Genomic DNA, 18,502 nt, shown 5'->3' on the forward strand with positions numbered 1-18,502 from the left:
TCTCTTCGCAACTGAAGAGGAGCGTGCTTCGAATGCGGGGCGTTTTGCTAGCTGGCGCCGGTGTGGCGCTCATCACAGCGCCGATGACCCTTGCGTATGCCGAGCCGTCCGGCAACGAACCCGCGCAGCAACATCGGCAAACTCCCGATCAGACTATTCCCAAGACGGATGCCGACCACGTCGAGCCGGGGAAGGTTGGACCCGGAAGCGAAAGGAATTCGCAGGTCTCTCCGACCTCGCCGGATATTCCCGCGCACAAGCAGCCGCCGCCGGAGATCAATTTACCTGCTGATCCTGGGCAGCCGAAGAGCGGCGCTCGCGAGTCCGATGACTCGCAGGGTTTGCCTGGCGGAACCACGCAGCCACCTGCGACTGCGCAATAACGGCGGTCGGGGTTTCAGAGCGTTGCGAAACAAATTTTCCGACGTTCGAACGCGTGCGAAAATTCTGAGAACAATCAGTGTGCCTTGCTTCACTTCATCTTTGTTGCGTTCAGTTACATCCATTGTGACTTGTTCATGACGATCGCATTGGTTACGCCTCGCGATATCGGGAGCGCGCCGCTGCTTGTCAGGTCGGACGAGCGGGATCGAAACCGGCAAGCGTGAGGGTGGTGCGAGCCTGTGAGCCCTGCCGATCAAACGGCAGGGCTTCTTGTTGTCGCGCGCGATCGATGCGGCTACGTCACGACTCGCCGCGCTTCGATAAATCTCGCGTATCGAACGGTTCGGCGGCGAGTTGATTTACCGATCAGAGACCAAGGCGGCCAGGTAAGCCGAAAATAGCTGATGCACCGCTCTCGGGCTGGCTCAGAAAAAGGCAACTCGGCTTGCCAGTGGTAAGCGACGCCCGAGTGGTTCCGGCTTGGTTACGAGGGTGTTTGGATGTCCGCCTCTGGGTCGTCCACAGCATACAACGTGGGATCAAATTCTCTGTAGAATTGCGAGACTTCTATAGTGGGCACCCAAGGCGGTTAGTTTGCAACCCGTTGAGTTGATTGCTGCGTAATACATATGTTCAGCGTCAACAGGAGTTATTAAGCCATGGCGATTGCAGGTTTGCAGCTCTTTGAAAATTCGAGTGTGCTCAGGATCGATCGGTAGATGTCTGATGCTCTCCGGTACATTTTGCCGATCCGGTTCGTAGGAGGGATCGAGCGGAAAAATGTAGGCCGGATCGGGGAAATACTCTGGAATTCTTCGGAGCACCGCGAGAGGAACCTTTGGCTCGACTGTGCGCAGAACTACAAACGTCTGAACGTTCGCTTTGTAGATTGGACGCTGTTCCCAAGGTCCAAGCGTCTGATCAATATGAGAATAGAGTGAAGCGGGTGTAATGCGTCCGCATATGTCGGCCGAACTTCCGCTCAGTCCGTCGATCAACAAGCTGGTGAACAGCCCCTGCCCATCACTCTCCGCAGCCGAGCCTTCTCGGTGGCATGCTGTGAGGATTGTAACTCCATCGCCGATTGGGGATGGAGAATCCTTTCCAAGTCCGGGCAGTTCACCAGTGAACCCCGAGTGGCAGCTGTCCAAAATAATCACAGTGGATTTTATTCTTGGACGCGCATTGTTCGCGTAACCCATGATGTCCGAAAGGGAGATACCGAGACTACCCCTTTTTCCATCCTGACTCACGAGATATCCGGAATTCATATCCGTGTTTAAGCACCCATGCCCGGCAAAAAACAGAACGACAAGATCAGCTTCGCCATTGAATAAGTCCTCCAGCCCCTCAGCCAACTTTGCCGACGAAACGTCAATTTCATCGCTTGCTAAAAGTCGTACCGAAAAATTGGGCGCACCATCTCCATTCTTTTCGAGCAGGTTCGCTATCGAGCGCGCGTCATGAACGCAGCCCGATAATGGCTTTGTTGGATAGTGGTCAATGCCAACCACCAGCGCTCGTTTCATTATCGAGCGCCCCCGATCAGTCGCTTAAGATTGTCCCACGTCCAGTTATATACTTTATCGCTTGATAACGCCGCGGTCGGCTTTGTGCAGTCAAGATTTGAATATCCCTTCAGTAGGAAGTACGGCGTTGCCACTTTTTGCGCGATTTCAATTTCTGCGCTGACGCCAGTAGCTGTATGAGTATGCTGACCGCAAATTACCGCCATCACGTCGATGGCCCTTATCCGGCTTTCAGCTCGGCTCTTCCAGTCACCCGAAATTGGCTCTTTGATCGACCAGTCCGAAAGAAAAAAAGGACTGTCATCGTGCTTAGCTTGGCCTACCAAAAAAGTTTTTAGCGTTTCGTCGTGATCGTAATCGAAGCTGACGAAAACTCGAGTTTTCGACATTTATGCCCCCATTAATTTTGTGCTCTCTGCGGTATATCCGTACCACCGCGTAGGTCGATTCCCCATAGACGTCGAATCCTGAATTTCTATCAGCGATCTGAAAGGGGTAATTCTTGACGCTCATCGAGGCCCGTCTCCCCCTATGGGTGGCCGACGTTCCCAGCTGCTTTGGCCGTTGAGGCTAGGATCTCCACACACGCACGGCTCAGGTTTATCGGTCAGCTGGTTGTCGATTTATGCCGCTTTAGCTCAGCCGGGGGCGTGAGCGAGCGTAGCGAGCGAATGCGTAATGAAGGAGCGAGAGCCGCTAGGCGACAACGCTTGCGAAGCAAGCTCGCGATTGAACGTGGAGCACGGGACCATTCGGATACATGGGGAAGATCGCACCGGCAGAACTGCGGTATCAGGGTGGGATTAAATCGGTGTCCGTGGGATTCTTTTAGAGATGCGACGGAGATAACCGATTGATTTAGTGGTGCCGCTTGGGTGACTCGAACACCCGACCCCGTCATTACGAATGACGTGCTCTACCGGCTGAGCTAAAGCGGCAAACCGCCCGCTGGATTGGACCAAGCGGGAAGGCGCGAGGGATACCCTCACCGGTTCAGAATTGCAAGCCTCCAGCGTGCGTCCGTTTCGAACGCGTTTTCGACCCAATCGGGTCCGGAAGCCTGCATGTGCGACTTATCGCGACGGGCCTTAGCTGACCGCCCTGAAGCTGCGCCGGGCAATCGGCTGTTCGGGCTCGGGTGCGGGCGGTTCCGTTCCCGGATCGTCGGGTGCGCGCGGCGCGACATAGAGCTTTGAGGCGTCCTTGTGCACAGGCTGAGCGGGACGGGCTTCGCGCGCCGCGGCCGTCGCGGGCACATCGGCCGTAGCGGTTCGCTCGGGCGTGGCGGCAGGTTTCGGCGCGACAGCCGGCGCGGCCTGCTCGACCGGCTTCTCGGGGGTCGTCGCGGTTGGCGCCGCTGCTCTCTCTTCGGGGAGAGGTGCCGGTTTAGCGGTTACCGTCACGGGCTCGGCGTCGATGACGTCGGCACCCGCTTCAGTGGCGGCCTCGCGGCTCGGAGCTTCCGGGGCCACGGTCGGCGCTTCGATGGCGATCAGCTCTTCGATGCGGCGCGCCAGGATTTCATTGCGTGTCGCGTCGCGCGTCTCGACGGGAACGCGCCACTGGAACGCATCGAGTCGGCCGTCGACCGGCGATGTCGGCTCCCAATGATCCGAGATGACGCCGTCGGCGATCCATGCCGGATCGCGCGCAGCGTTCATCGCACGCGCCAGCCATTCGCGGACGCGGCCCTTATCGCCGTTATCGCCAGCCTCGATGCGGGCCATCAACGTTGCGACGCGCTGGGTCAGACGCTCTGGCAGCAAGGGTTCGAGCACGCGGCGGGCTTCGTCGTACATGCGTGCTTCGATCGCGGCGGTCGCCACGGCGATCGGGCTTTCGATCGAATGCGGATTGAGCGCTGCAAGCTGGCGTTCGCGATCGAAGCGGTCGCGCGTGCTGTCGCCGACGCGGGCGTAAGCATAGGCGGATGCGAGATCGGGATGCGGAGACTTTGCCCATGTCTTCTGCAAGACTTTCGCGGCCTTGGCGGTATTTCCGCGCGACGCCAGGATGCGTCCGGCAATCGCTGCCGCGGGCACGAGATCGGGCGCCAGAGCGTGCGCTTCCATCGCCAGCGTCAGCGCCCGGTCGGGGGAATCCTCCTCGACATTCTGCGCCTTGGCGGTGAGAAGGACGGCGCGCTTGCGGTCGGCATCAGCCTTGGCGATGTGTCCGTTCTTGCGCGCGTGCTGAAGCGTTTCGAGAGCGCCGGTCCAATCCTTCTGCTTGCACTGCTGTTCGAAGAGCGCCGTCGCCGACCAGCCGAGCTTCGGATTGGCTTTCAGCGCACGGTCGGCGAACTGGCGGGCGGCTTCATCGGCACCCTGGTGTTGGGCTTCGAGGAAGAGGCCGCGCAGGCCCAGCAGCTCGGTTTCGGGCGACGCCAGCATCGCTTCGTAGATACGTCGCGCGGTGGCGCGATCGCCGGAGAGTTCTGCCGATTGCGCACGCAGAAGATGCGTCAGCGGCTCATGCGGCAGCGATTTGCGGGCCTGCAATGCGAAGCGCGATGCGAGCGTGCTGTCGCCGGCGCCGATCGCGATCAGGCCGCTCGACACGGCATCGAGACCTTTGCGCTGACGCCGCTGCACCAGCCGGCCGCCGATCGCAGCCGGGCTGTTCCAGAGCGCGCGAAACACCGACCAGAGAAAGACGATCGAGGCGACGGCTGCCGCGAGAAGCACCACGGCGCGGAACACCGACGTTTCGATGTCGTATCCCTGCCAGGCGATCTGCAGCGTTCCAGGGCGATCGGCGAGCCAGGCCAAGCCTGACGCAATCAATGCGATTGTGACGAGATAGACGACGAGGCGCACCATGACGCAAACCCTTCGCTGGACTAAGGGGCTGACTTGGCCGCGGGCGCGGAGCCCGGAGCAATCGACGATTTGAGCTGTGCTTCGAGTTGGGCGAGCGTGCTGTCAACGCCGACACGCGCGTTCAACCGATCGAGGAAGGGACGGGCTGCGTCCTGTGCCGGTTGCGGCAGGTCTTTCGACAGCTCGAGAACGTCGCCGATACGGCCGTCGTTCAGAGCCACCTGCATGCGGCCAAGCACGGCTTCCGTGCTCTTGTCGTCCGGCTTCAGATCAATGCGGCGGACGCGAACCACGGATTTGGCCTCCGCCCACAGGCGGTCGACAACGCCGGAATTCTGAGTGCCGGATTCGGCATCCATTGCGGCATTGGCTGCGGGACGGAATTCAGTCTTGAGCTCGGCGAGCGTCGGCGCGCCGGTGTTCTGCAAGTCTTTCAACGCGCCGAGGTCGAGCGAGTCTCCGGCGGCGCTTTCGATCTCGTTCAGCGGCGCCGCATATTTCTGGCCGCTCTCGATTACGCGTTTCAGGTTCTGCAGCTGCAGCGCGAGAACGACCTGTTCGGCGGTCTTTTTACGAGCGCTTTCGCTTTGCACGACCTGCTGGATGCTGTTTTCGAGCGATGCGGTGCGCTCGGCGACCGGTGCAACGGCGGCGGCGACGTCGGCGGGTTTGGCGACGTTCGCTTTCAGCGTTTCGAGGGCTGTTGCGACCTGGGTTGCCTGATCCTGAACGGTACTGAGATCGGCGGCGACGCGGGCGGTCGCGTTCTTGTTGGCATCGACGTTGGCCTCGATGCGCGCGGCGTCCGTCTTGAGGTTCGCGACGTCCTTGTCGAGCCGCTGCGTACCGGCTTGAGCGGTTTCGCCTGCGGCGGTCGCGGCCTGCACGCGGCTGTCAACGTCCTTCGTCACGTTGGCGCGCAAGGCGGCGAGCTGCGTCGGCAGACTGGTTTCGAGATCGACGATTTTCGCGGTCAGACCGGCGAGCTGCTCGATGCGCGTCGGGTTCGGATCGTTGACGCCGGCATCGGCCAGAGCCTTGAGCTTGTCTTCGATTTTCCCGACGCGCTCGATGACCTGGGTCGAGCCGCTGTCGGAGGCGGCGGACGCAAGCGCGGCTTTGGTTTCGGCGATGAGCTGCTTCTGGCTGTCGGTGAGCGCCGGAATCGTTTGCGCGGTTTTCTCGAGATCGGCGACGCGGTTGGTGACGACGGCGAGATCGGATGCCGGAGCATTCTTCGAGACTTTTCGTTCGAGCGCGCCGAGGCGTTCGGTCAAAGATGCCGTGTCATTGGCAAAGCGCGACGATGTCGTTTCGAGGCCGAGTTCCGGGACAACCCATTGCAGGGCCAGGAACGAGAGCACGCCGCCAACGACGCCGGCGACGAGATGGCTGAAGAAGCCGCCGCGCCGTTCGACGACGACTTTCGGGTTCGCCGATTTATCGGTTGTCGAAGGTGCCGGCTTCGCTTGCTCGGACTTTTGGGGTTCGGCTTGCATCCTGGCCTCGGAGTTCGATTGGGGGCGTACGTTTTCCGACGTCGCGTATGCCGACGCTGCAGCGGGGAAGGGAACTTGCTTATCCGGCATGGCGCGTGACGCGCTCTTCGACGCCGAGGGCTCAGGGCCTTTCGCGACGGGCGTGATCTTGATCTCGGTCGCTTTCAGGTCGAGCGTTGCATGGGGGCGTTTGGCGGGGCCGCCGGGAGGCGCGCTCGAGCCCTTACTCGATTTGTCGTCTGCCATCAGTACTCACGACTCCGTACGAAACTCGTAACGAATTCCACGACTTCCAAATCCCTGAAGAGATTTGTCGAGCTTGCTGAACTTTCTGCCGGACCCGGAATTCGCTCCTGCTTGCGCTTTCTTACTCTGCTTCCGGACGTGCCGCGAGACGTTTCAGCACGATAAGTATTTCTTCGTGGTTAGGACGGTTGGCAACTATGATGGCTTGCGGACCGAGCTCCGATTTCACGACATTGGCGACGGCTTCAGAAATGCAGACGTAGCTTATGTCTGAAAGATCGTTCGGTTTTGCGGCGACGGGGGCAATTTTCGCCCAGGTTTCCGACGTTCTGGGCGACATCAAAACGACGACATTGATCGCGCCGTCGCGAAGCGCATCGGCAACCTGTGGCGACAACGTTTCCGCTGCAACAGATCGATAGGCGACGACCCGCCGGATCGCTATGCCGCGTTCGGCAAGAGCAGACGGGACATCGAAGGCCATGCGATCGGCCGAAAGGTAAACGAACGCTCCGCCGCCGGCTTCCGATCGCCGGGTAATTTCGGGAACGAGCTCGGCGCCGGTTCCGGGTCCTTCGAAGATGTCGGTGAACCCCATTTCGCGCGCGAGAGCGGCGGTGCCGGGACCGACGGCAAGCAACGGCCGGGTCAACGCGCGCGTAAGAGCCGGTGACTTCGCCAGCGCTCTTAAGGCGTTGCGGCTCGTTATGATGAGCGTCGACGTTTCGTCGATGGCCGTCGCGGGAATGTCGTTCGAAACGATGCGGATCAGCGGCTCAAGCGTCACCTTGCAGCCGAGCTGTTCAAGCTCTGCTTTCAGCGTCTCGCCGTCGTCTTTGGGACGCGTGACAAGAACGTGCATCAGGCGCTCGAGCGAACAAGAAGGGCGGGATCGGCTTTGCTCAGGACTTCGTCGGCTGCAGCGAGGCCGATGTCGCGGCTTGCGTTCGCTGCGCCTGAGCGCGAGACGTCATATTTCTGCTGACCGTCGAGGGAAAGAACCTGCCCGCGAAACGACAGCTGCTCGCCGTCGATCGTCGCATGAGCCGCGATCGGCGTCCGGCACGAGCCTTCAAGGCGCGCGAGAAACGCGCGCTCCGCGGTTACAGCGCGTTGCGAGTTCACGTCATTCAGCGGTGCAACGAAAGCCTCGGCCTCCTTGTCGCCGGTGCGAATTTCAAGCCCGATCGCTCCCTGCGCGGCGGCGGGCAGCATGTCGGCGGACGGAACAATCGCGGTGATCCGGTCGGAAAGTCCAAGGCGGTTCAATCCGGCGACGGCGAGGAACGTCGCCTCGGCAATGCCGTCCTTGAGCTTGCGCAAGCGCGTTTCGACGTTGCCGCGAAAATCGATGACGCTGAGATCGGGGCGGATGCTCAGCACTTGCGATTTGCGCCGGAGCGACGAGGTTCCGACGATCGCTCCTGTGGGCAGCGCAGAGATATTGGCGTGCTTCAGGGAGATGAAGGCATCGCGCGGGTCTTCGCGCGGCAGGACCGCGCCGAGGGCGAGCCCGTCCGGCAATTCCGTCTGCATGTCCTTCATGGAATGCACGGCGATGTCGATCTCGCGGGCGAAGAGCGCGTCTTCAATCTCCTTGGTGAACAGGCCTTTTCCGCCGATGTCGGAGAGCGGGCGGTCGGTCACGCGATCGCCGGTCGTCTTGATGATCGTGATGGATATGGCGTCCTCGGACAGTCCGTGAGCCTTGGCGAGCCGATCGCGGACTTCATGGGCCTGAGCCAGCGCCAACGGCGAGCCACGGGTCCCGATACGAATGCGGGCAGCTTGCAAAGAGGTTTCTCCGGATGCTAGGCGGGGCACTCGGCCCGCAGGCCAATTCGGGCGCCATTAATGCTCCAAAGGAACGCGAATTCCAACCTCGCCCAGCAAGAACTTAACGAGATGATGCCGCACGCCGATTCCGCTCAAGGTTCTTCACTCGTACTCGGCATCGAAACGAGCTGCGACGAAACAGCCGTGGCCGTCGTCGAGCGGCGTGCGGACGGGCAGGGGCGCATTCTTTCCAACGTCGTCTTATCGCAATTCGACAAGCACGCGATCTACGGCGGCGTAGTTCCGGAAATTGCGGCGCGCGCCCACACCGATTGCCTGGACCGGCTGGTGCAGGTCGCCTTGGCGGAAGCCAAAATCGGATTCTCCGATCTTTCCGGCATTGCGGCCGCGTCGGGGCCGGGGCTGATCGGTGGCCTCATCGTCGGGGCGACGACGGGCAAGGCGCTGGCGCTTGCGACGGGGAAACCGTTTCTCGCGATCAACCATCTCGAGGCGCACGCGCTGACCGTCGGTTTGACTGACGGCGTTCGGCCGCCCTACCTGATGCTTCTCGTCTCAGGCGGGCATACGCAACTGCTGCTGGTCGAGGATGTCGGCCGCTATCGCAGGCTTGCGACGACGATCGACGATGCGCTGGGGGAAGCCTACGACAAGACGGCGAAGCTTTTGGGTCTGCCGATGCCGGGCGGTCCGTCCGTCGAAAAAGCGGCGCTTAGCGGCAATCCCAAGCGGTTTGATCTGCCACGTCCGATGGCCGGTCGTGAGGACCCGCATTTTTCATTCGCTGGATTGAAAACGGCGGTCCGGCATGCGGCGGCGAAGATCGCGCCGCTGTCGGCCACGGATGTCGCCGATCTTTGTGCGTCGTTCCAGGCGGCGGTTTGCGAAAGTGTTGCGGATCGCGTGCGGCGTGCGATGCGGGTTACTCTGTCGTCGCTTCCCGAAGATCGGCCAAAACCGTTTGTCGTTGCCGGCGGCGTGGCGGCGAACAAGGTTCTGCGGACGGCGCTTGTTGGCGTGTCGGAGGATTTCGGATTTACGTTTCATGCGCCGCCGCTCGGGCTTTGCACCGACAATGGTGCGATGATTGCCTGGGCCGGGGCAGAACGGCTGGCGCTCGGTCTTGCCGACGGATTGCAGGCGCCGGTTCGACCGCGCTGGCCGCTCGATCCCGACGCCGTCAAAGCAACAGGTGCGGGAGTCAAAGCATAAGTCTGACGCACGCGTCATTGTGGCGTGCTAAGCTTTGGCGGCATCGGAGTGGGGGACGCGTCTTTGCAATTGCGATCAATCAGCATCATCGGCGGTGGCGCGTGGGGAACAGCCCTCGCGCAGACGCTTTCGTACAACGATGCGAACGTGACGCTCTGGGCGCGTGAGCCTGAAATCGTCGAAGATATCAATGCTCGTCACGTCAATCGCGTGTTTCTGCCGGGCGTGGATCTCAACGCGTCCATCCGCGCGACGGGCGATCTCGCGAAGGTTGCGACGGCGGATGCGATCCTTGCGGTCGCTCCGGCGCAGCATTTGCGTGCCGTCCTCTCCGATCTGGCGCGGCACCTGCCTGTTGGCGTGCCAATCGTCATCTGCTCGAAGGGGATCGAGCAGGCGACAGGCAAGTTCATGGGCGACGTGCTCGAAGAGGTCGTGCCGCAGGCGACGCGCGCCGTGCTGTCCGGGCCGAGCTTTGCCGCCGACGTCGCGCGAGGATTGCCGTCGGCGCTGACGCTTGCCTGCCGCAACGAAGCGGTCGGGCGTGCGCTGACCGCGTCGCTGTCGTCCCGGCAGATGCGGCTCTATTGGTCGAGCGATGTGCTCGGCGCGGAACTTGGCGGTTCCGTCAAGAACGTGCTGGCGATTGCAGCCGGGATCGTCGAAGGGCGCGGGCTAGGGACCAGTGCGCATGCGGCGATCGTCACGCGCGGCTTCGCCGAACTGCGCCGCTTCGGAGACGTGATGGGCGCACGGCCCGAAACGCTGCTCGGCTTGTCGGGCCTCGGCGATCTCATTCTGACGTGCGGCAGCGCGCAGTCACGCAATATGTCGCTCGGACGAGGATTGGGCGAGGGGCGCACGCTTTCGGAAATCCTCGGGGGGCGCTCGGCCGTGACGGAAGGCGTCTACACGGCGGCAGCGCTCGTCGGCCTGGCGCGCAGCAAGGCTGTCGAGATGCCGATTGCGGAGGCCGTGCATGAAATCATCGAGGGGCGGCTTGGCGTCGATGAGGCGATCGCCGGACTGATGCAGCGTCCGCTCAAGGCCGAGGACTGACGACGTCGCGGCAGCGCCGTAACGGATGGCGACGCCTTTACCGAATCTCAAGACAGTTTCGACAATGTGGCCTCAACGGCGGCCGCGACCCTTGAGGTCCAGGCCCCACGCTGAAGAAGCGTCTCCTGTCGTGTCGCGTCCAAGGACCCCATGCTCGCCGAGCGTGGGGTCTTTGATTTTTGGGCACGGGTTGAGCGGCCTCGCGTTTCACGCTACGCAACGCCTCGATGCTTTGCAAAGGCCCTTCGCATGCCCGCTTACTGGCTATTGAAATCGGAGCCCGACGCGTTTTCGTGGGACGAGCTCGTATCGCGCGGCGCGAAGGGCGAATCCTGGGATGGCGTGCGCAACTATCAGGCGCGCAACAACATGCGCGCGATGAAGGTCGGCGATCTCGGATTCTTCTATCATTCGAATGAGGGGAAGAACGTCGTCGGTATTTGCCGCATCATCGCGCTGGCGCATCCGGAAGCGAAAGACGAAACCGGAAAATGGGAGTGCGTCGACGTTGCCGCCGTCGCACCGGTGCCGAACCCGGTGACGCTCGAAGCCATTAAAGCCAATCCGAAGCTCGACGGCATGGTGCTGGTCAACAATTCGCGCCTCTCGGTGCAGCCGGTCTCCGCCGACGAATGGAAAGAAGTCTGCCGCATGGGCGGAGTCGAGCAGCGGAAGCTCAAGGTGTGAGCAGCGAACGTCTCGATCGCGCTGACCCACAATCGCTCGCGAATTTCATCAAAGCGAATACCGAACTGCTGGCGCCGCCTCTGGTGCCGGAAATCCTGCTGCATCTGGCCGCGGAGTCGCTGCCGATCTGGCAGAAGACGGAAGAACAGCTCGGAGAAATGAACGTGCCGCCGCCCTTTTGGGCTTTCGCCTGGGCTGGCGGGCAGGCCGCGGCGCGCTATCTGCTCGACACTCCAGACATCTGCCGGGGGCTTCCCGTGCTCGACCTTGGATCAGGTTCCGGTATCTCCGCGATTGCAGCCGCCAAAACCGGAGCGGCGCACGTTCTTGCCGCCGACATCGACGCCCTGGCCCTTGCTGCGTGCGGCCTCAACGGTAAGGCTAATAACGTTCATATCGACGTCACGGAGGTGGATCTTCTGGCGCGGTCTGGACCTAAGGAAGGCGTCGTCATCGTCGGGGATCTCTTCTATGAACGTGAGCTTGCCGACCGGGTGCTGGGCTTCATAGATGCCGCGAAATTGGCGGGATGCACGGTCCTCATCGGCGACCCGCAACGGAGCTATTTCCCGCGCGGACGCTTCGAAAAACTCATTGAATACCAGGTGCCCGTAACGCGCGAACTCGAAGATGCGGAAATCAAGCGGACAGCCGTCTGGCGTGCCTGACGGTTGCGAATTTCGGTCCTACCTTCGAGCATGTTGTGGCGGGCGGATTGTCGCATCATAATGATGAAATTAATGGCCGCTTCCCAGACGGCTAGCCGGAGGAACGTTCGAAATGTCCGACAAAGTTTATCCCGTTCCCGCTGAGTGGGCGGAACGCGCGTACATCAACGCCGATCAATACCGGGAATTGTATGAGCGGTCCGTCTCCGATCCCGAGGGGTTCTGGTCGGACGCCGGCAAGAGGCTCGAGTGGATCAAACCTTACAGCCGCGCCAAGAACACCTCGTTCCAACCCGGCAACGTCGACATCCGCTGGTTCGAGGACGGGACGCTCAACGTCTCCGCGAACTGCATCGACCGGCATCTGGCAACGCGCGGCGATCAGGTGGCGATCATTTGGGAAGGCGACAACCCGAACGAAAGCGAGACGATCACCTACCGGCAACTCTCCGAGCGCGTGCAGCGGTTCGCGAACGTGCTCAAGAAGCACGGCGTCAAGAAAGGCGACCGCGTCACGATCTATCTGCCGATGATTCCGGAAGCAGCTTACGCCATGCTCGCCTGCACGCGCATCGGCGCGGTGCATTCGATCGTTTTCGGCGGCTTCTCGCCGGACAGCTTGCAGAACCGCATCGAAGATGCGGAGTCGTCGGTCATCATCACCGCGGATGAAGGTCTGCGCGGCGGCAAACCCGTTCCTCTGAAAAAGAATGCCGATGCCGCGCTCGCCAAATGTACTGGCGACAAAAAAATGCTCGTCGTGCGCCGCACCGGCAACCCGGTGGCATGGACGCCGGGGCGGGATCTTTGGCTGCACGAGGAACTCGAATCCGTTTCCGGCGAATGCCCGCCGGAAGAAATCGGCGCGGAAGATCCGCTGTTCGTTCTTTATACGTCGGGATCGACGGGCAAGCCGAAGGGTGTGGTGCATACGACCGGCGGCTATCTGCTTTATGCGTCCATGACGCACCAGTACGTTTTCGACTACCACGATGGCGACATCTACTGGTGCACCGCCGACGTCGGCTGGGTGACGGGTCACAGCTACATCGTCTACGGCCCGCTTGCGAACGGCGCGACGACATTGATGTTCGAAGGCGTTCCGACATATCCGAGCGCGTCGCGCTTCTGGGACGTTGTCGACAAGTGGAAGGTGTCGATTTTCTACACGGCGCCGACGGCGATCCGGTCGCTGATGGGCGCGGGCGATGATCTCGTCAAACGCTCGAGCCGTTCCTCGCTTCGGCTTCTCGGGTCGGTCGGTGAGCCGATCAATCCGGAGGCGTGGGAGTGGTATTACAATGTCGTTGGCGAAGGCCGTTGCCCGATCGTCGATACGTGGTGGCAGACGGAAACCGGCGGCATCATGATCTCGCCGCTTCCCGGCGCAACCGACTTGAAGCCGGGGTCCGGGACGAAGCCGTTCTTCGGCGTTCAGCCGGCGCTGGTCGACGACAAGGGGCAATTGCTCGAGGGCGAAGCGCAGGGCAACCTCGTCATCCTCGATAGCTGGCCCGGCCAGTCGCGGACGATCTACAAAGATCACGATCGTTTCGAAAAGACGTACTTCTCGGCCTATCCCGGAATGTACTTCAGCGGCGACGGCTGCCGGCGCGATGCCGACGGCTATTACTGGATCACCGGCCGCGTCGACGACGTCATCAACGTTTCCGGTCACCGCATGGGAACGGCGGAAGTCGAGAGCGCGCTGGTCTCGCATCCCAAGGTGGCGGAAGCCGCCGTCGTCGGATATCCGCACGATCTCAAGGGGCAGGGCATTTACTGCTACATCACGCTCATCATTGGCGAGAACGGCGACGACGGCCTGAAGAAAGATCTTGTCGCGCACGTGCGCCGTGAAATCGGGCCGATCGCGTCTCCGGATCTCATCCAGTTTTCGCCGGGCCTGCCGAAAACGCGATCGGGCAAGATCATGCGCCGCATTCTGCGCAAGATCGCCGAGGACGATTTCGGAAATCTCGGTGATACCTCGACGCTTGCCGATCCGGCGGTCGTCGACGAACTGATCACGAACCGCCAGAACAAGCGCGGTGCCGCCTAGAAATCGGACGCGATGCCGCCCGTTTCCCAATCGCCGAAACGGGTCGGCTCGGGTCCTGAACGGCCGCCGACTTCGGGCGGTCGTGTTTGATTGGCGGCCTGCTGGCGGCGTGCTTCGGCCTCCGCCAGCGCCCGTTGCGCTTCCGGCGTGAGCGGCCGGGGTTCGCCATTCGACTCTGAAGCTTCGGCGTTTTTTTCTCGATCGGGATCGGTGTTCACGACAGCGGCACCTTGATTTATGGCCGGAGGGCGGCTCCTTCAGGTCTTTATACGATCTTGACGGGACCATATATATGCTGCGGTCGGCCGCATGATGGCCGGTGGTCGCTTATGGGATCCGTCACGAATGCCGATGAACTATGCCAGGACAGCGCTTCTTCTCGCTGTGCTCACCGCGATTTTCGTGGCGCTCGGCGCTGCCGTCGGCGGTAAGTCCGGTCTGGTCTTCGCCTTCTTCGCAGCGATGGTCATGAACGCGTTCAGCCTGTGGAAGTCCGACACGGCCGTGTTGCGCATGTTCAATGCGCAGGAAGTCGACGACAGGTCGGCGCCCGAATACGTGCAGCTCGTTCGTGATCTCGCGAAACGCGCCGGACTGCCGATGCCGCGCGTCTATGTCATGAACAATCCGCAGCCCAATGCATTCGCGACCGGACGCAACCCGTCGAACGCGGCGGTCTGCGCGTCGACGGGGCTGCTCGAAACTTTGAACCGCGACGAGCTTGCGGGCGTCATGGCGCACGAGCTTTCGCACATCAAAAATCGCGATACTCTGACGATGGCTGTCGCGGCCACGATCGGCGGCGCGGTATCGATGTTTGCGCAGTACCTGCAATTCGGAATGCTGTTCGGCGGCGGACGCAGCGACGAGCGCGGCGGACTCGGCGTCATCGGTACGCTGGCGGCGGTGATCATCGCGCCGATGGCGGCCGGCCTCGTGCAGATGGCCATCAGCCGCTCGCGCGAATATCAGGCCGATCGCATGGGTGCGATGATCTGCGGAAATCCGCTGTGGCTCGCCTCGGCACTCAGAAAGATCGACCGCTCGGCGCGGCGCGTCGAAAATCCGGAAGCGGAAGCCGTTCCGGCGGCGGCGCACATGTTCATCATCAATCCGCTCAACGGGCATGGCGTCGACAATCTTTTCTCGACGCATCCCAACGTCGAGAACCGGATCGCTGCGCTCGAGTCGATGGCCCGCGAGATGGGCGTGACGTCGGCTGCGGCGCGCGGCGAAGCCGAGCCGACAGACTGGGACGCGATGCCCAATGCGTCGGACGACAGCCGCGGCGAAGTCTGGATCGGCGGACAGAAGTACACGAAACCTCCGAGCCCGTGGGGTTGACGTGTCGAAGGCAGTGACGAACGACCGTGGCGCCCGGTATGGCAAGCGCCCTCCAGAGCGTCAACGTAGCACGCCGAATCCGTCCGCGCCGCCGACCAGCGCGGATGGCTTGCTAGCGCGCGACGTCGCCGTTTCGGCGCTGTTCTCGGTGCTGGTCGAGAAGCGGCCGTTCGACGACGTATTTGCGAAAGCCGCCGCGGCGCGAAATCTGGCGCCACGCGATCGTGCGTTTGCGCGGCTGATCGCGACGACGGTCCTGCGCAATCGCGGCTCGCTGCAAGCCGTGCTTCGGACCTATCTCGAAAAGCCATTGCCGGAGCATCTCGGGCGGCTGGAGCAAATCCTGCTCGCAGCGGCTGCGCAGCTTTTGCTGATCAAAACGCCGCCGCACGCAGCCATATCGCTCGCGGTCGATCAGTGTCGTGCGGATCGCGTCGGCAAACGGTTCGGTAATCTCGTCAATGCCGTGTTGCGGCGGCTGAGCGAAAGCGGCAGCGGACGCCTGGCGTCGCTCGACAACGTCATGCTGACGTTTCCGGACTGGCTGATGGCTCGGTGGAGCCGCACGTATGGCGCCGCCGAGGCCCGGCAGATCGCGCGCGCTTCGCTCTCGGAGCCGTCGCTCGACATTACCGTCAAATCCGATGCCGATGCGTGGGCGTCGCGCCTCAACGGCGTTGCGTTGCCGACGGGATCGATCCGCTGCTCGCATGTCGGACGCGTCGAAGAGCTCGACGGGTACAATGACGGCGCATGGTGGGTTCAGGACGCCGCCGCCGCGCTGCCGGTCAAGCTTCTCGGCGACGTGAGCGGGCTCTCGGCGCTCGATCTTTGCGCTGCGCCTGGCGGCAAGACGGCGCAACTTGCTGCGGGCGGCGCACGCGTCGTCGCGGTCGATAAATCGGCGGGACGATTGGCGCGGCTGCAGGAGAACTTGCAGCGCCTCGGTCTCTCGGCCGAGATTTCGGTTGCGGACGCGCAAAGCTTCAGCAGCGAGACGGCGTTCGATGTCGTGCTGCTCGATGCTCCGTGTACCGCGACGGGCACGATCCGGCGCCATCCCGATATTCTTTATCTGAAGCGTCCCGAGGATGTCGCTGCGCTTGCGGCCTTGCAGGCCAAGTTGTTGCGGCAGGCGGCGGGTCTCGTGAAGTCCGGCGGCACGCTGCTCTACTGCACGTGCTCGCTCGAACCGGAAGAAGGCGAGGAACAGATCGCGGCGTTTCTGTCCGAGCATCGCGATTTTCGGCGGCGGCCGATCGCCCTCGATGAGACGGTCATCCCGCTGCTGTGGCGCACGGCCGATGGTGATCTCCGGACGCTTCCCTCGTATTTTTCAGAGCTTCCCGAGGGGTTTCGCGGCCTCGACGGCTTCTATGCGGCGATGCTGGTCAAGGCCGATTGTTAACGGATACCTGAGCGCCGCGCCTTGTTTTCGCGCCGGTGCAAGGCTAGTTCGGAAGGCATCACGCGTCAGCCAGGGAAACGCATGCCGAGCCTCAACGTCACGGAGCGTTTGAAAATACGCTCGCTGTCGGTCGAGCGGCTGCGGCGGCGGGCTTTGACGCGGACGTTGTCCTCACCGATTTTTCGCTGGCGCTATGCGGGAGCCGGCGCGGATCAGATCCTCATCGTGCCGCAGGAATTGCGTGCGGCCGATCCGAGTTTCTGGAGCGAAGTTGCGCACGGTCATTTCGGCCTCGCTTCGCAAATTGCCGATCTCAAGGGTGCGTCGCCGTTTCGCGTCAAACCTCCGAGCCCGGCCTGGGCACGCGAGCTGCACGGTTTCGGCTGGCTTCGCCATCTCGCGGCAACGGAAGAAGAGGAAGCGGCCGCTGCGGCGCGCGACCTCGTGCTCGACTGGATTTCGCTACGTAATGCGACGAGCGGGATCGCTTATGAACCGGAGATCGTCGGACGACGGCTGATTTCGTGGATCGCGCAAGCGGGCATGCTGCTCGAAGATCTCGATGCGCGGTCTTATTCGGCGGTGATGTCCAGCATCGGTCAGCAGATCGTTACGCTCAAAGCCACGTGGCGGAGCGCGCCGGATGGAATTCCGCGACTGACCTGCCTTATCGCGCTGGTGCTTTCCGATCTCGCGGTTTCCGGTCACGACCGGCAGCTCAAGGATGCGCAAGAGTCGCTCATCGAGGAACTGCAGCGGCAAATACTGGAGGACGGCGGGCACGTGAGCCGTAGCGCCAGCGTGCTCGCAGATCTGATCCTTGATTTGCTGCCGCTCGGTCAGTGCTTCCATTCGCGCGGACGGCAACCGCCTGAAGAGATCAGTGCGTCGGTCAAGAAATCCCTGGGCTTCTTGCGCTTCATGCGTCTCGGCGACGGCATGCTGGCGCGCTTCAACGGCGTCAGCACGGGCTCGCCCGCGACGGTCGCAACCGTGCTCGGATATTCGGGAGCGGATCTCGAATTGCCGTCTGCGGCGCAGGCATCCGGTTACGCCCGTCTTGAGCGTGGAGATACGACGATCGTTGTCGATGTCGGCTCGCCGCCGCCGCTTGAAATGGCGACGGAAGCGCAAGCCGGTGCGCTTTCGTTTGAAATGTCGTCGCGGCAATATCTGGTGCTGGCGAACGGCGGCTTTCCGGGACCTGCCGATCAAAGCTGGGTGTCTGCCGCGCGCGCAACGGCGAGCCACAACACGCTCGCGCTCGCGGAAACATCGTCGTCACGCCTCGTGCGTCATCCGCAGCTCGAGGCGATGATCGGAGGAATGCCGATCAAAGGCCCGGATAACGTGTTTTCGGCGGCCGGCGAAAAGGACGGGCAGGTCTTCATCAATACCAGCCACGATGGCTATCTGAAGCGCTTCGGGCTGATCCATTCGCGCCGTCTGTCGCTATCTGCCGACGGCAATACGCTCGAAGGCGTCGATGCACTGAGGCCGCCGAAAGGGCAGCTTCGGCTCAAGACCGATTTACCTTACGCGATCCATTTTCATCTGCATCCCGACTGCCGCTGCACGCTCGACGAGCCGAGCCTCTGCCGCGTGAAGCTCCCTGACGGACGCATCTGGATGTTCAGCGCCAAGGGCTCGACGCTGACGATCGAGGAAAGTATTTTCTATGTCGACAGCGCGGGTCCCAGGCCGTCGCTGCAGATCGTTCTGCGCGGAACGACGTTCGGCGAAACCGACGTTCACTGGTCGATGCGTTGCGAGCCTTGAGATGCT

16 protein-coding genes and 1 tRNA gene are annotated in these 18,502 nt (G+C 62.1%); 9 read left to right on the top strand and 8 right to left on the bottom strand.

All coding sequences use genetic code 11. From position 1 onward, the window contains the following. Positions 1-32 precede the first annotated feature (32 nt). Complete coding sequence (locus tag HDEN_RS17050; protein ID WP_013217394.1) at positions 33-383, top strand: hypothetical protein; 351 nt, start codon at positions 33-35, stop codon at positions 381-383. A gap of 540 nt (positions 384-923) precedes the next feature. Here the strand turns inward: HDEN_RS17050 and HDEN_RS18075 are convergent. The 7 genes from HDEN_RS18075 to hemC all read right to left on the bottom strand — a co-directional run bounded on the left by HDEN_RS18075 (position 924) and on the right by hemC (position 8,274). Then, positions 924-1,913, bottom strand: a complete 990-nt coding sequence (locus HDEN_RS18075; protein WP_013217395.1) for a caspase family protein — start codon at positions 1,911-1,913, stop codon at positions 924-926. Then, positions 1,913-2,302 (bottom strand): TIR domain-containing protein, encoded by a 390-nt coding sequence (locus HDEN_RS17060; protein ID WP_013217396.1) that lies wholly within the window; start codon positions 2,300-2,302, stop codon positions 1,913-1,915. The genes HDEN_RS18075 and HDEN_RS17060 overlap by 1 nt, the downstream gene beginning before the upstream one ends. A 473-nt stretch (positions 2,303-2,775) precedes the next feature. Beyond that, positions 2,776-2,851 (bottom strand) — tRNA-Thr (locus HDEN_RS17065). 150 nt (positions 2,852-3,001) lie between these two features. Continuing rightward, on the bottom strand, positions 3,002-4,735 hold the full coding sequence (locus HDEN_RS17070) for a heme biosynthesis protein HemY (RefSeq protein ID WP_013217397.1): 1,734 nt from the start codon (positions 4,733-4,735) through the stop codon (positions 3,002-3,004). 20 nt (positions 4,736-4,755) lie between these two features. After that, on the bottom strand, positions 4,756-6,480 hold the full coding sequence (locus tag HDEN_RS17075) for a COG4223 family protein (protein WP_013217398.1): 1,725 nt from the start codon (positions 6,478-6,480) through the stop codon (positions 4,756-4,758). Positions 6,481-6,601: 121 nt separating this feature from the next. Then, positions 6,602-7,342 carry a uroporphyrinogen-III synthase gene (locus HDEN_RS17080; RefSeq protein WP_013217399.1) on the bottom strand — a complete coding sequence of 247 codons (741 nt, stop codon included), beginning with the start codon at positions 7,340-7,342 and terminating at the stop codon, positions 6,602-6,604. Further along, on the bottom strand, positions 7,342-8,274 hold the full coding sequence (hemC, locus tag HDEN_RS17085) for a hydroxymethylbilane synthase (protein WP_013217400.1): 933 nt from the start codon (positions 8,272-8,274) through the stop codon (positions 7,342-7,344). Before hemC ends, HDEN_RS17080 begins: the two co-directional genes overlap by 1 nt. A 111-nt stretch (positions 8,275-8,385) precedes the next feature. Between hemC and tsaD the strand changes: the two genes are divergently transcribed. The 5 genes from tsaD (at position 8,386) to acs (ending at position 13,965) form a co-directional block, all read left to right on the top strand. After that, positions 8,386-9,489 (top strand): tRNA (adenosine(37)-N6)-threonylcarbamoyltransferase complex transferase subunit TsaD, encoded by a 1,104-nt coding sequence (gene tsaD, locus HDEN_RS17090; RefSeq protein ID WP_013217401.1) that lies wholly within the window; start codon positions 8,386-8,388, stop codon positions 9,487-9,489. A 63-nt stretch (positions 9,490-9,552) separates the two neighbouring features. Beyond that, positions 9,553-10,548, top strand: a complete 996-nt coding sequence (locus tag HDEN_RS17095; protein WP_041922129.1) for an NAD(P)H-dependent glycerol-3-phosphate dehydrogenase — start codon at positions 9,553-9,555, stop codon at positions 10,546-10,548. 249 nt (positions 10,549-10,797) lie between these two features. Then, positions 10,798-11,235: an EVE domain-containing protein gene (locus HDEN_RS17100; protein WP_013217403.1), complete on the top strand. Its 438-nt coding sequence runs from the start codon at positions 10,798-10,800 to the stop codon at positions 11,233-11,235. Continuing rightward, positions 11,181-11,903, top strand: a complete 723-nt coding sequence (locus HDEN_RS17105) for a class I SAM-dependent methyltransferase (RefSeq protein WP_210160332.1) — start codon at positions 11,181-11,183, stop codon at positions 11,901-11,903. The genes HDEN_RS17100 and HDEN_RS17105 overlap by 55 nt, the downstream gene beginning before the upstream one ends. 112 nt (positions 11,904-12,015) lie before the next feature. Then, the gene (gene acs, locus HDEN_RS17110; RefSeq protein ID WP_013217405.1) at positions 12,016-13,965 is read left to right on the top strand and encodes an acetate--CoA ligase; all 1,950 of its coding nucleotides are present in this window, start codon (positions 12,016-12,018) and stop codon (positions 13,963-13,965) included. Here the strand turns inward: acs and HDEN_RS17115 are convergent. Beyond that, a complete protein-coding gene (locus tag HDEN_RS17115; RefSeq protein WP_013217406.1) occupies positions 13,962-14,183 on the bottom strand; it encodes a DUF1674 domain-containing protein in 222 nt (73 codons plus the stop codon). The genes acs and HDEN_RS17115 overlap by 4 nt on opposite strands. Before the next feature lie 133 nt (positions 14,184-14,316). Between HDEN_RS17115 and htpX the strand changes: the two genes are divergently transcribed. The 3 genes from htpX to HDEN_RS17130 all read left to right on the top strand — a co-directional run bounded on the left by htpX (position 14,317) and on the right by HDEN_RS17130 (position 18,496). Continuing rightward, the gene (gene htpX / locus HDEN_RS17120) at positions 14,317-15,309 is read left to right on the top strand and encodes a zinc metalloprotease HtpX (RefSeq protein WP_245256809.1); all 993 of its coding nucleotides are present in this window, start codon (positions 14,317-14,319) and stop codon (positions 15,307-15,309) included. 1 nt (position 15,310) lies between these two features. Next, positions 15,311-16,717: a 16S rRNA (cytosine(967)-C(5))-methyltransferase RsmB gene (gene rsmB, locus HDEN_RS17125; RefSeq protein WP_013217408.1), complete on the top strand. Its 1,407-nt coding sequence runs from the start codon at positions 15,311-15,313 to the stop codon at positions 16,715-16,717. A gap of 81 nt (positions 16,718-16,798) precedes the next feature. Beyond that, complete coding sequence (locus tag HDEN_RS17130; protein WP_013217409.1) at positions 16,799-18,496, top strand: heparinase II/III family protein; 1,698 nt, start codon at positions 16,799-16,801, stop codon at positions 18,494-18,496. The last annotated feature ends 6 nt before the right edge of the window (positions 18,497-18,502 follow it).

This window comes from Hyphomicrobium denitrificans ATCC 51888 (assembly GCF_000143145.1).
Classification (GTDB): Bacteria; Pseudomonadota; Alphaproteobacteria; order Rhizobiales; family Hyphomicrobiaceae; genus Hyphomicrobium_B; species Hyphomicrobium_B denitrificans.